11 protein-coding genes are annotated in these 13,939 nt (G+C 28.9%); 2 read left to right on the top strand and 9 right to left on the bottom strand.

Going from position 1 to position 13,939, the window contains the following annotated elements; translation table 11 throughout:
- Nucleotides 1-41 precede the first annotated feature (41 nt).
- Nucleotides 42-830, bottom strand: coding sequence for an HAD family hydrolase (locus tag IC213_RS08455; RefSeq protein ID WP_227434469.1), 789 nt, complete (start codon nt 828-830; stop codon nt 42-44).
- Between the two features lie 368 nt (nt 831-1,198).
- Between IC213_RS08455 and IC213_RS08450 the strand changes: the two genes are divergently transcribed.
- Together IC213_RS08450 and IC213_RS08445 are read left to right on the top strand one after the other, a co-directional pair.
- Entirely contained in the window at nt 1,199-2,155 is a 957-nt protein-coding gene (locus IC213_RS08450; RefSeq protein ID WP_227434468.1) for an LCP family protein, read from the top strand.
- A 335-nt stretch (nt 2,156-2,490) separates the two neighbouring features.
- Nucleotides 2,491-3,456, top strand: a complete 966-nt coding sequence (locus IC213_RS08445; protein ID WP_227824287.1) for an LCP family protein — start codon at nt 2,491-2,493, stop codon at nt 3,454-3,456.
- A 241-nt stretch (nt 3,457-3,697) separates the two neighbouring features.
- On the opposite strand, the gene IC213_RS08440 is transcribed toward IC213_RS08445, so the two are convergent.
- The 8 genes from IC213_RS08440 to IC213_RS08405 all read right to left on the bottom strand — a co-directional run bounded on the left by IC213_RS08440 (nt 3,698) and on the right by IC213_RS08405 (nt 13,913).
- Nucleotides 3,698-5,812 carry a cell wall-binding glycosyl-hydrolase Cwp19 gene (locus tag IC213_RS08440; protein ID WP_227862995.1) on the bottom strand — a complete coding sequence of 705 codons (2,115 nt, stop codon included), beginning with the start codon at nt 5,810-5,812 and terminating at the stop codon, nt 3,698-3,700.
- Between the two features lie 299 nt (nt 5,813-6,111).
- Nucleotides 6,112-6,819 (bottom strand): SH3 domain-containing C40 family peptidase, encoded by a 708-nt coding sequence (locus IC213_RS08435; RefSeq protein ID WP_227482123.1) that lies wholly within the window; start codon nt 6,817-6,819, stop codon nt 6,112-6,114.
- A 198-nt stretch (nt 6,820-7,017) separates the two neighbouring features.
- On the bottom strand, nt 7,018-8,931 hold the full coding sequence (locus tag IC213_RS08430; protein ID WP_227862994.1) for a nucleoside-diphosphate sugar epimerase/dehydratase: 1,914 nt from the start codon (nt 8,929-8,931) through the stop codon (nt 7,018-7,020).
- Nucleotides 8,932-9,015: 84 nt separating this feature from the next.
- Nucleotides 9,016-10,107 carry a glycosyltransferase gene (locus IC213_RS08425; RefSeq protein ID WP_227862993.1) on the bottom strand — a complete coding sequence of 364 codons (1,092 nt, stop codon included), beginning with the start codon at nt 10,105-10,107 and terminating at the stop codon, nt 9,016-9,018.
- 5 nt (nt 10,108-10,112) lie between these two features.
- Complete coding sequence (locus IC213_RS08420; protein ID WP_413926633.1) at nt 10,113-11,480, bottom strand: UDP-glucose dehydrogenase family protein; 1,368 nt, start codon at nt 11,478-11,480, stop codon at nt 10,113-10,115.
- Entirely contained in the window at nt 11,434-12,186 is a 753-nt protein-coding gene (locus IC213_RS08415) for a glycosyltransferase family 2 protein (RefSeq protein ID WP_227482121.1), read from the bottom strand. The genes IC213_RS08420 and IC213_RS08415 overlap by 47 nt, the downstream gene beginning before the upstream one ends.
- 47 nt (nt 12,187-12,233) lie before the next feature.
- Nucleotides 12,234-13,142, bottom strand: a complete 909-nt coding sequence (locus tag IC213_RS08410) for a glycosyltransferase family A protein (protein ID WP_227482120.1) — start codon at nt 13,140-13,142, stop codon at nt 12,234-12,236.
- Nucleotides 13,143-13,163: 21 nt separating this feature from the next.
- Nucleotides 13,164-13,913 (bottom strand): glycosyltransferase family 2 protein, encoded by a 750-nt coding sequence (locus IC213_RS08405; protein ID WP_227434459.1) that lies wholly within the window; start codon nt 13,911-13,913, stop codon nt 13,164-13,166.
- Between the last annotated feature and the right edge of the window lie 26 nt (nt 13,914-13,939).

Raw genomic sequence — 13,939 nt, 5'->3', positions numbered from 1 at the left:
GCCAAAATAATCTTTTTCATTTAGAACCCCATCATAGATGGCTATCCAATTTTTATGACTTCTTTTATCTTATCTACAACACCATTTTCAGTATTTCTTTTTGCTCTAAATCTAGCAATTTCTTTCAAATACTCATTTGCATTCTCCATGGCATAGCTATGATAAGCACTCTTCATCATTTCCACATCATTCAATTGGTCACCAAATACCATAGTTTCTTCATATTTTATATCTAACATTCTTTGTACTTTTTTTATGGCACTTCCTTTATTCGCACCTTTTGCAGTTAAGTCAAGCCACTCTACCCCAGAAATACATACTTGAGCTCTATCAGAAAACTTATCAAAGTAGATACTATTGTTATGTTCTGCACCTTTGAAATCATGTATAGCTATCTTTAATATATCACCTTCTACTTCAGTCAAGTCATCTACAATTTTAAACTTTGCATAGTAAGTATTAACTTCTTCTATAAAAGCTTCATCTTTGCTCTCTATATAGGCGTATTTTTTACCACTCATTACAATTTTTTTCCCTTTTATACTTCTTGTTGTCTCTATGATTTCATTTACTAACTCTTTATCCAAAGGATTTGATAATATTTCTTCTCCTTTATATACTACTAATGTTCCATTCTCTGAGATAAACATCATATCATCTTTTATATCTTCAAATTTTTTTATAAGATTTTGATACTGCCTGCCACTTGCAGCAGAAAACATTATTCCCCTCTCTCTTAATTTTTTAAATACTTTATAAAATTCTGGATTTATTTCGCTCTTTTCATCTAACAAAGTTCCATCTAAGTCTGTTGCTATTAATTTTATCATACATTTCCTCCCCCAAATTATATAATTTATGATTATTTTTTATTAATTTTTATCAGTTTAAATTTTCAATTCCTATTATACACCAAAAATTCTAAATTACAATTTACACCTTTTGTAAGATGATATAACTACAATCAGGAAAATATTTTTTCCAATATATACAGTAATTTATAAAAATTTAAATCTTCATATAATTATATTCCAAGAAAATTAATAATAACTACACACTTCCTTCTATAAAATATTATAAAAATAATTATATTATGACAAACTTATGCTAATTTATTGTGTTTTTTATTGCTTATGTAACAATTTTTTAATATAATTAACTATGTGTAATTAAAAAATTTAGAAAGTAGGGGATATTATTGTCAGGACTCAAAAAATTTGTTATATTTCTAGCCCTTTTAGTCATAGCATTTCCTGTCAGTGTATACGGATATGTTTTTACTAAATTAAAAACTATCCAAGATGATAGTATAAATACAGAGGCTCTTAGCAGTAATGACTATAAAAATGAAGAAGATATTACAAATATATTATTATTAGGTACAGATGCAAGACCAGGAGAAGAAGTTTCTCGTTCTGATGCCATGATGATATTAACTATTGATAATAAAAATAAAAGTCTTAAATTAACATCATTAAATAGAGATACGTACGTTAATATACCAGGACATGGAGAGCAAAAATTAACACATGCTTATGTATATGGTCAAGCTAATTTATTAATAGAAACTATAGAAGAAAATTTCCAACTCGATATACAGAATTATGCTGTAGTTGACTTTTTCTCTTTTATGGATATAGTTGATGCTCTAGGAGGGGTTACTGTTACAGTTGATAAGAGTGAAATAAGAGAATTAAACAAATTTATACCTGAAACTTATAAATGGCATAAAAATTCTGACAAAGGCTCTCTTGAGTATATAAGAAGTTCAGGTGAGCAAAAACTAAATGGATATCAAACACTTGCATTTTCTCGTATAAGAAAAAATGATAGTACAGATGAGAGAGATAGAAGACAAAGAAGTGTTATACAAAGTTTAATAAATGGTGTTAAGGATTTACCAGTTACCAAATATCCTAATCTAGTTAATACTATACTTCCATATGTTAAAACTAATATGAGTCCTAATGAAATAATTTCTCTAGGAACAAAACTTTTAAGTATTGGAAACTTAGACTTAAAATCAATGGAATTCCCTCTTTCTACTGAAAATGGTAGAAAAATTGGTAGTGCAGGCTATGTAATTCCTTTTGAAGAATATGAATTAGATGCAATGCACGACTTCATATTTGAAGATATTATGGTTGAAGAGTAAAATATTTATTTATATTAATAAAAAGTTATATACAGAATTTGACAGTAAGTGCATGCCTTTCAAGAAGCAAATTATTTTGTAATTGATAGGTGTGTACTTATTTTTATTGTAAAAAAACATATAAATCTTATTTTTCTTTAAAAATTTAATTAATTTTTTAAAGAGTATACTACACATACTTTTAATTATATATAAATTGACAAATTTTCTTATAAATTATGCCATTGTCTTTTTTTTGTAACTGAAACAAGTATTGAATATATCTCAATACTTTAATATAATTAAGTGTATGCTATTAAAAAATATACAGGAAAAAGAAGAAAGAAGGGGTACTTTTGTCAAAATTAAAGAAATTTGTTATACTACTGGCTTTCTTGGTAGTAATATTCCCTATAAGCGTCTATGGATATTTTTATTATAAATTATCTACTATTCATGACTCAAGCATAAATAGTGATTTATTAGATAATAATGACCATAAAAATGAAAATGGGATAACTAACATACTACTTATGGGAACAGATGCTAGACCAAATGAAGATTCTTCAAGGTCAGATGCTATGATGATATTAACTATTGATAACAAACATAATGATATCAAACTTACATCATTAGCTCGTGATAGCTATGTAGACATCCCTGGTCATGGTAAACAAAAACTTACTCATGCCTATGCTTATGGACAAGCTGATTTATTAATACAAACAATTGAAGAGAACTTTAATGTTGATATTCAAAATTATGCTTGTGTTAATTTCGAATCATTTATGTATATAATTGATGCTATTGGTGGCGTTGAAGTTACAATTGAAAAAGGAGAAATAAGTGAATTAAATAAATTTATTCCTGAAACTTATGGTTGGAATAAAAGTGATGATAAAGGTAGCATACAATATATTAGAAAATCTGGAGTACAAACTTTAAATGGATATCAAGCATTATCTTTTGCACGTATCAGACATAATGATACAGCTTTTGCAAGAGATGGAAGACAAAGAGAGATTATACAAGCTATAATCAAGAAAACAGAAACCTTACCTGTTACTAAATATCCAGGTTTATTAGATGCTGTTCTTCCATATGTTAAAACTAATATGAAGCCTAATGCAATACTTTCTCTAGGAGCTCAAGTTTTAAAAATGGGCGACTTAAATGTTAAACAATTTGAATTCCCTATTGATGATGAAATTCATAGTACAGGTGGTATATATGGAAAGGCTGGTTGGGTTCTTAGATTTGACCCAGATACTTTAGATATATTACATGATTTTATATTTAATGATATAGAATTTAAACAATAATAACACTAAAAAACATTTAATACAAATATTATTATAAAATATAAGATTAAATATAGAAAAAGAACTATATTACATAATTATTTTCAAGTTGTTATCCATGCTTGATTATAAAATGTATATAGTTCCTTTTTTAATTTCTACTTTTATTTAATACTTTTTAATTTAACATTTTCCAATTTGATACTTTTATTTTAATTTGCCTTTATAGAATTTATAATATAGCATCTTTATTAAATTCTTACTACTGAACTAAGTTTAATAAACTGTTTAATGCAGTTTGATTTATGCCATCTCCAGCTTCATATACTAGACTTGTCTTTTTAGGCTCTAGAGCAGTTTTCTGAGCAGATGTTACACTATTTCCAAGCATAACTACTGGTGATTTTAATTTTGCTGCTAAAGGTCCTGATGTTAATGCATCTACTAACTGATTACTCTTACTTACAAATATTGATGAATATTCAACATTTGGATAGAATTTCTGTATTACTTTTCCATTTGTTTCTTCTCTATTTTCTCCAGCTATTCTATTTTTAGATACATCATTAGTAATAACTTTATCTAATTTACTTATTACTGAATCAGATATACTTAAATTACCACCTATAAAGTATGCATCTTTTACATTTAAGTCTGATACCCAGTTATAGATTTCATCACTTACATTATCTTTTGATACTAATACGATTGGCTGTTTTTCTTCTCCTGCTTTTGAAGCTATAGAAAGAGAATCTGCTTCACCTGTACCACTTGTTATATATAGTTTGTCTACTGGATTAGTCTTAGCTAATTCTTTTGCTATTAAAAGAGATGTGCTATATCTATCTGAGCCACCTACTCTGTTTATTGATACATTTGATAATGTATCTTTTATCTCACTTTCAATTTTATCTCCAATAGAATTATTTCCTCCTATTAAGATAACTTTACTTGGATTAAGTCTTTTTATTTCATTTTTGGTAGATGTTGGTATGTCACCCTTATTTACTAATAATATAGGTGCATCATTTGCAGTAGCAAGTGGAGTTGATGTTATACCATCTACTATAGAATATCCATTTACTAATACTACTGTATCTGAATTTGTAGCCCATCCTTTTTTACTTATTGCAACTGCTGTATCATATCTTTCAGCACCTCTTAATTTTTCCACCTTGACATTAGATGGTGGAGTCACTGGCTGTTCATTGCTGTCAGAGTACAAGCTCTTTAAATCATTTTGTATAGATGTACTATTTGCTATATCTTTAGCTGAAAAATACATACTACCCTTTATTTCACTATATTTTCTATTTAATGTTACTTGCTTAACTATTTCTTTTGCTATGTTTTGCCCATTATAACTTGATTGCCCTTGCTTATATATGCCTTGTCCTATGTATAAATCTACATTTGTTCCTTTTACTTCATTTGCCCACCATGCTACTAATTTAGAGTAATCTGCAGCTTTAAGACCAATTGGCCAGTAAAGTTGTGGAACTACGTAATCAACTAATCCTTGTTTTATCCATGCTCTTGTATCTGCATATGTACCTACATAACTTTCATTACCTGATGTATCTGAACCTGTTGGGTCACTACTCTTATTTCTCCATATTCCAGCTGGACTCACACCAAACACAACTTCAGGCTTTATACTCTTTATAGATGCCTTTACATCTCTAAGTAGAGTATTTACATTTTCTCTTCTCCAATTGTCTTTGTTTTGTCCTTGTCCATATTTTTGATATGTAGCAGTATCATTGAAGCTTACTCCTGGATAGAAATAATCATCGAAATGAACACCATCTATATCATAATTTTGAACTACCTCTGCTATACTATCAACTATGTACTTTCTAACTTCTGGTAGACCTGGGTCATAGTAATACTTATTTCCATGTTTAACTACCCAGCTTGGGTTTTTCTTTGCTGGATGGTTTGCTGGCAACTTATCTATGCTCTCATCTGCCATAGTTATTCTGTATGGATTAAACCATGCGTGAAATTCCATTCCTCTTTTGTGTGCTTCTTCTATTAAAAATGGTAATGGGTCATATCCAGGGTCTTTACCTTGAGTACCTGTAAGATATTCAGACCATGGATTTATATTTGATTTATATAAAGCATCTGATTTTGGTCTTACTTGAACCACTGCTGTGTTTATCCCTGAACTTTTTAATTTGTCTAATAGGTCTGTGTATTCCTTTTTTTGCTTGGCTTCATTATTTTTAGTCTTAGGCCAATCTAAGTTATAAACTGTAGATATCCAAGCTGCTCTCATTTCCTTATCATTTGACGAATCAGCAAATGAACTTACACTACACATTGTAAGTGTCATTACCAACGATAATAGTAATATACTTATCTTTTTCATTTCATCCCCCTTAATTTCTTAAATTTATTTTTTTCTACAATATACTCCTTACTAAGTATATCTAAAATTCATATTATCTGTCAAATATTGAATAATATAGTTAATATTTATATTTAATATTTGATTATAATATGAAATAATTTATTATAAAAAAAACAGCAAAGAAATTTATCTTCTTTGCTGTTTTTATAACGTTCATCACTATTTTAATATTAATTAATACTTCACTCTCTATGTAAAACATTAAACATAACTGCATTTAATGTTAATATTCAATCCTATGTAAATTAAATCTATTATTATTGTAAAACACGTGTAGCAGTTATAAGTCTTCTAGCATAATTAGTTCCTGGAGCCATACTAGTAACTTTTACTACATCTCCTGTTTGTGGTGAATGTATAAATTTAGAATCTCCTATATACAACCCAACATGATTTATTGAACCACCTGAACCAAAGAAAACTAAATCTCCTGCTTTTAATTCTGCTCTAGATACTTTCTTTCCTACTGTTGCTTGTGATCTTGATACTCTTGGCAAATTAACTCCTGCTCCATTTTTGTAAACATAAGAAGTGAACCCAGAACAATCAAAAGAGTTTGGTCCAGTTGCTCCCCATCTATATGGTTTACCTTGTTGCTTAAATGCTAAGTTTAAAACATTTTGTACCTTTGCGTCTACATTTCCACCTTCAATAGTTAAATAATCTCCATTTACCCATCCTGTAACATTGTCAACTGTTTTTATTTTTATCCATCCATTTGAATGTAATTCTAAAACTTCAACCTTGTCACCTGTGTTTATCTTTCCTACTATTGCATCATTTGCACTAGCTCCACTTCTCATGTTTAAGAAGTCACATTGATCTACTGTCGCAGTCATAGGTGAATTAGATAACTCTGCTGCACTAGCTGTTATTGCTCCCGCCTCCACTGTAACAACTCCTGCTATTAACACCATCGCTATAAATTTTTTCAATATATGTTTTTTATTTTTAATATTCATCATAATCTCAAATACCTAATCCTTTCGAAAATTTAACATTTTGTTCCTTCGTTTCCAATTCCTAATTAACATTCTAACTTACATCAAAATAAATTGCAACCTTTTTTGTAATCTTTTTGTAATCTTTTTGTAATCTTTTGTTTCTTTTTAGTCTCTATTTGTTTCTTTTTGCTCCCCCTAGTTACAAATTAGAAATATATTCTACTTATCTCGAGTTATTGCAATTTCCTTGATATTAGCATCTTCTGGTTTAATGTAAGTTGGTACTAATTTTCTCATTACACTATCTATTTTTTCAGTTTCTTCATTATTTGTAATTTCTTTTAAAAGTTTTAAGTATTTTGTTATTTCTTCTCTATCAACATCTATTGGCCTACCAATAAAAATCTTTTTATGCTCTGTATCTAACAGACCTTCTTCTGACATAAGAAGTTCTTCATACAATTTTTCTCCTGGTCTAAGACCAGAAAATTCAATTTTTATATCAACATCTGGTTCAAACCCACTAAATTTTATTAAATTTTTTGCTAAATCCAATATTTTTACAGGCTCTCCCATATCAAGCACAAATACTTCTCCACCTTTAGCCATAGCTCCAGCCTGTATAACAAGTCCTACAGCCTCTGGTATCGTCATAAAATATCTAATGATATCTGGATGTGTAACAGTTACTGGTCCTCCATCTTCAATTTGCTTCTTAAAAAGGGGAATTACACTTCCATTACTTCCAAGTACATTTCCAAATCTAACTGCAACAAACTCAGTCTGACTTTCATCATTCATTGTCTGTATAATCATCTCAGCAGCTCTTTTAGTAGCTCCCATTATATTTGTAGGATTTACAGCTTTATCTGTAGATATAAGGACAAACTTCTTAGCTTTATATTTTGAAGATAAACCTGCTATATTTAAAGTTCCAAATATATTATTTTTTATAGCTTCACCAGGGCTTGACTCCATAAGAGGAACATGTTTATGAGCTGCTGCATGGAACACTACTTCTGGCTTATATTTATTAAATATTTCATCCATTCTTTTTTCTTCTCTTATTGAAGCTATTATTGCTTTTAAATCCAGCTTGTTTTTATATTTTCTAAGCAATTCTTGTTGTATTGCATAAGCATTATTCTCATAATTATCAACTATAATAAGCTCTTTAGGATTAAATCCTGCAATTTGTCTGCAAAGCTCTGAACCAATTGAACCTCCTCCTCCAGTTACAAGGATTACTTTTCCTTCAATATAGTTACTTATCTCTTTTAAATTTGTTCTTATAGGCTCTCTACCCAATAAGTCTTCTATTTCTACCTCTCTAATCTGTTTTATGTCAACTTTTCCATCTATAATTTCATAAATCCCTGGTATTGTCTTTATTTTACAATTAGTATTTTTACACATATCAATAATTTCTTTTTTTCTGCGTTTTTCTATGTTGGCAATAGAAAAAATTATTTCATCTACTTTATATTCTTCAACTATATCATTTATCTTTGAAGTTGTTCCTACAATCTTTACATTATGAATTATTCTTCCGATTTTATTTTTATCATCATCGATTATAGCTACTGCTACTTTTTTAAGTTCTGGATTTCGCTTTAATTCTTGTATAACCATCTCTCCAGCATCTCCTGCTCCAATTATAAGAATGTTAGAAACCTTCCCTCTAGAATAGGTTTTATTCAGGACTATTCTTATAGCTCTGTACCCTATTCTCACTCCACTTGTAAACATTATAATGAATATCGTATTTAATACATAAAGCATTATAGGATAATCAAGTCCCAATATTCTATTTATCACATAAGCTGGAATTAGATAAGCTAAAGTTGCAATAAAAATCGAAATAATTTCTTCTTCTCCTGCATATCTCCACAATGTGTTGTAACACTTAAACAATCTAAATGATACTATATGGAGTACAATATATATACAAACTGAAATTATTACATTATTAATATTGAATACATCTAAATTTCCTGTCAAACGCAAAGACATTCGAAATGCTACTAGCACGCTACAAATATCTAGAATTAATAATGTTAGTTGTCTAAATTTATATTTTTTAAAAAGCTTATTAAAAAAGCTTTCTTTCTCTAAATCTATACTTTCTCGCATAACTAGAAGCCCTCCATTAAACAGCAAAAGCTACGCACCTAAGCATAGCCAACAACATCTATCTTTTGCTGTATTTTTCAATTCTTATTTTTTATATTTATCTAATATAGAGTCGTATATTTTTGCTATATCATTAAAGTTTAAATTAACTTCATAATTTTCTCTAACAAACTGACGCCCTTTTTTACCCATATTAAGTCTAAGTTCATCATTTTCCATTAGCTTTATTATAGCATTTTTTATTTCTTCTGGTTGCTTTGGCTCTACAATTAGCCCAGTTTCATTTTTCAATACAGATTCTGGATGTCCACCTACATTTGTAACAATGACAGGAACTTCACAAGACTCTGATTCTATTGCAGCTACACCAAAACCCTCTCTCAAAGAAGGAAATACAGTTACATCAAAAGAATTAAAAGTCTTGCTTACATCCTCTGGAGATATTCTACCTAAAAATTGAACATCTTCTTCTAGTCCTAATTCCTTAGTCAAATTCACTAAGTTATCCATTTGACTTCCAGAACCACCTATTTTTAAAATTATTTTCTTTTCTTTATATTCATCTTTCAACATCTTAAATGCTTGTACTAAATATTCAATTCCATATTTTTTTTCCAAACTCTTTATAATTCCTATTACAAAAGCATCTTCTTTTTCTACTTCCATAGGTTTAAATCTATCCATATCTACTCCGAAAAAGGTTACATCTACATGCTTAGTTGTATATTTATTAGCTTCTTTAGCCATGTCTCTACTATTTGAAAATATACAATCTGCTTTTCTAAAGTTATGTTTTATAATTTGTTTTTGTATAAAACCATTGTTTGGGAAATCGTAAATATCAGTACCCCAAACAGAAATAATATATGGATGATACCCAAGTAAACTCCCTATAAATCCATAGCTACTTGCATATTGTGCATGAAGTATATCTGGCTTTATTTCATTTACTAGTTTCTTTATTTGTTTTATTGAACCTAAGTATCCTGTTTTTTTAGAAATATTTTCATTTTTCAGTTCTTCTACGTTAGAACCAAAATCATATATTTTAATTCCTTCCATGTGACCTCCATTTAAAGAGATTACATGAATGTCATATCCTTTATTTTTAAAAAAACTACACCATTTCAAAGTATGAGGATTTGACCCATCAGCCAAATAACAAACAGTCTTCATAATATTTACCTTCCTATCGAATAATACTCAATACCTAGTTCTTTCATATCTTCAAGCTTATAGCAATTTCTTCCATCTAGAACTAAAGGATTTTTCATCTTTTCCTTATACTTATGTATATCATAATTTAAGACATCTTTCCACTCTGTCATTATAAAACATATCTCTGCATCTTCTATTGTATCATCTATAGATTTAGCATAAAGTATAGAATCTCCAAATATTTTCTTAGTATTTTCAACTCCTATTGGGTCAAATGCAGTAACTTTTGCTCCTCTTTCAAGCAAATATTTTATATTTGGGATAGATGGAGCTTCTCTTATATCATCAGTATCTGGCTTAAATGTTAGTCCTAAAACAGCAACTTTCATATCTTGAAAACTCTCTACTAGTTTAGATGCCTTTCTAACTAATTTAAGTTTTTGGCTTTCATTCACTTCTATAGCAGCTTTTACTGTTTTTAACTCATATCCATTATGTTCAGACAACCAGTGAAGAGCTTTTGTATCTTTAGGGAAACAAGAACCTCCATAACCTATACCTGCTTTTAAGAATTTACTTCCTATTCTATCATCATAACTCATTCCTAAGGCAACATCTTCCACATTAGCTCCTGCTATCTCACAAAGATTTGCAATATCATTCATAAAAGATATCTTAAGTGCTAAAAAATTATTTGATGCATATTTTATCATTTCAGCACTATTTCTATTAGTTACTATTATAGGTTGATTAAAAGGTTTATAGATTTCTTCCAGTATTTCTCTTGCCCACTCACTTTCCACTCCTATAACGATTCTTGAAGCATGTAAAGTATCTCTTACTGCGCTACCTTGTGATAAAAACTCTGGATTAGATGCAAGTTCAACTTTCACATCATTTTTTAAGTTTCTATTTATATAATCTTCTATTTCTTCATTTGTTCCAATTGGTACTGTAGATTTTATTACTACTAAAGTATCTTTTGTTACAGTTTCAGCTATTTGCTTTGCAACTGCCTTTATATAATCTAAATTAGCTGAACCATCACTTCTTTCAGGAGTTCCCACAGCTATTAGTATTATATCTACATCTTCATAAGCTTTTTTATAATCTGTAGTATAATTTATTCTTCCTTTTTTATAATTTCTAACCATAAGTTCTTCTAGGCCTTCTTCATATATAGGTGCTATCCCAAGTTGCATCGATTTAACTTTGTGTTCATCTATATCAACACAAATTACATTTTCATTGCCTACCTCTGCTAGACAAACACCTGTTACTAGCCCTACATATCCAGTCCCAGCTATAGCTATTTTCATTTTTTTACCTCCAAGTATATAAAACTTATACTCTTTTTTTAATGGCATTAAAAACATAGAAACAAAATACATATAGACTTTTTGGTAAACTTAAATTTTCAACATTTCTATAAGTATTCCAAGTTCGTTTTAATGCTTTTATCTTATTGCTTGATATAGAATTCCCAACTAGCCTATAATTCACTAAATCTTCTTGAATTCCATATGCATATTTTTCCTTTTTAAGTAATTGTAACCAAGTTGCAGTATCTTGTCCTCTTCTTACTAAAGGCATACTAAATTCACCTATGACATCCTTATCGATGACTACAGTAGAACACCCTATTATAGTATTTCTAAGTAATCCTTCATAGTCAATCTTTTTAGGTGCTCTTGCAACTTTACTCGTTTTTGTTCCATCTTGTCTCATATATCTATAAGATGTAAAAGAAAACCCGATATTTTCTTTTAACATATATCCTATCTGAATTTCTAACTTTTTACTCTCCCATAAATCATCACTATCTACAAATGCAATAAATCTACCTTCCGCATTTTCAATACCAACATTCCTAGATACTGCAGCTCCAGAATTTTTTTCAAGCTTTATATATTTTATTCTAGCATCTTCTTTTTGAAAACTTTTTATAATTTCACTTGAATTGTCCTTAGAACAATCATCCACTAATAAAAGCTGCCAATTTTTATAAGTTTGATTTTGGATTGACTTTATTGTCTCTGATAAAAACTCTTCTGAATTATATACAGGAGTAATTATCGATACTAAAGGCTCATTCATATTTTTACTCTCCTTATATAGCAACTAGCAGTACTATACCAACAAGTTTACTTAGATACTAACTTTTTTTGTCCAATATATTTGTAATATCCTAATGGGAACAACACTAAATACAATAATTTATCAGATATTTTTTTGATTTCGCCAAAATAATGACTGTCAGATAACAATGAGTATCTAGCTAAATTTATGTAATTCTTTATCCACATATATGGATATCTACCTAAAGGATATGTATTTTGATTTATTAAATATAAAAACTCTAATGCTCTACCTTTTAATGCATTTTTATTTAATATATTCTTAGTCAAACCATCATCCAAATAATCTCTTATTATCATAGGTTTGTTTACACATTTAACATTATAGTATTTAGACATTTCATTCCATACTACACTTTCTGGTAAAAATCTCACTTCTTTTCTTTCTGGAAAAGGAAATTTTATAAGCTCATCAGTTACAAATACTATGCTTTTATCTCCCTTAACACCATATTTAAAATATAGGTCTGCAAAGTGACATATTTTTTTATCCTCAGGCATTTCTGTGCCTATTAAATCTCCACTTGGGTATACACAAAGTCCAACAACTCCACTAAATCCTTCTTTATTTTCTACAGAATTCCATTCATCATTAGCAATTTCAAGAGAATCTTTAATTAAACCATCATCACTATCTACAATGAAAAATAGTTCTCCATCTGCATTTTTTACACCTAGATTTATTGCAGTATGCTTTCCTCCATTTTCTTTGTATATATATCTTATATTTAATTTATCTTCTGATATAAATTTTTCAACTAATTCTTTAGTACCGTCACTACTTCCATCATCAACAATCAACCATTCAAAGTCGTTGAAATCATATGTTTGAGCTTTTAAATCATTATACAAATTTTCAAGTAAATGTGCTCTATTATATGTTGGAGTAAATACAGTAAATTTATATTTATACATTAATTAAATCTTCCTCTCTATCTAACTTTTTTTAATTCCATTTATTCCATAATTAATAAAGTAGTATATAGCTTTGTATAGAGGTATTTTTTCTATATTTCTATATATATTCCAAGTCCACATAGCAGCCTTTATCTTATTACCACTAAGGGAGTTACTAGATTTTCTATATAATGCTAAAACTTCATTTATTCCATGAGCGATATGTCCTCTTTTCAATATAGATAACCACAAGACATAATCTTCATGTCTTACACCACTCATTTTAATTTCAAAATCCAATTTAGACTTATCAATTACAACAGTAAGACATCCCAAAATATTTCCCTTTAATAACCTTCTATAATCTACATTAGGTGGCACTTTTATTACTTTATTTAACTTTTTATCATTTTCGTCCATCAGTTCATATGAAGTAAATGAGATTACATAGTCATTTTCTAACATAAAGTTTACTTGTTTTTCTAACTTACTACTATTCCACTGGTCATCACTATCTAAAAAAGCTATAAATTGTCCTGTCGCATTACTTAATGCTAGATTTCTAGCATTAGAGACACCCTTATTAGTCTCAGTCTTTATGCATTTTATTCTACTATCTTGTTGCATATAAGATTTGACTATACTAGGACTATTATCTGTTGAGCAATCATCAATAATTAACATTTCCCATTCTTGATAAGTTTGGTTTAATACTGATTTTATGGTTGCTTCAATAAATTTTTCAGAATTATACATGGGAGTAATTATAGATACTAAATTCTTCTTCATATTACCTTCCTCATCATTTATAAAAT

It is taken from the genome of Clostridioides sp. ES-S-0049-02, assembly GCF_020658465.1.
Lineage (GTDB): Bacteria > Bacillota > Clostridia > Peptostreptococcales > Peptostreptococcaceae > Clostridioides.
This window is presented reverse-complemented; position numbering and strand designations above follow the sequence as displayed.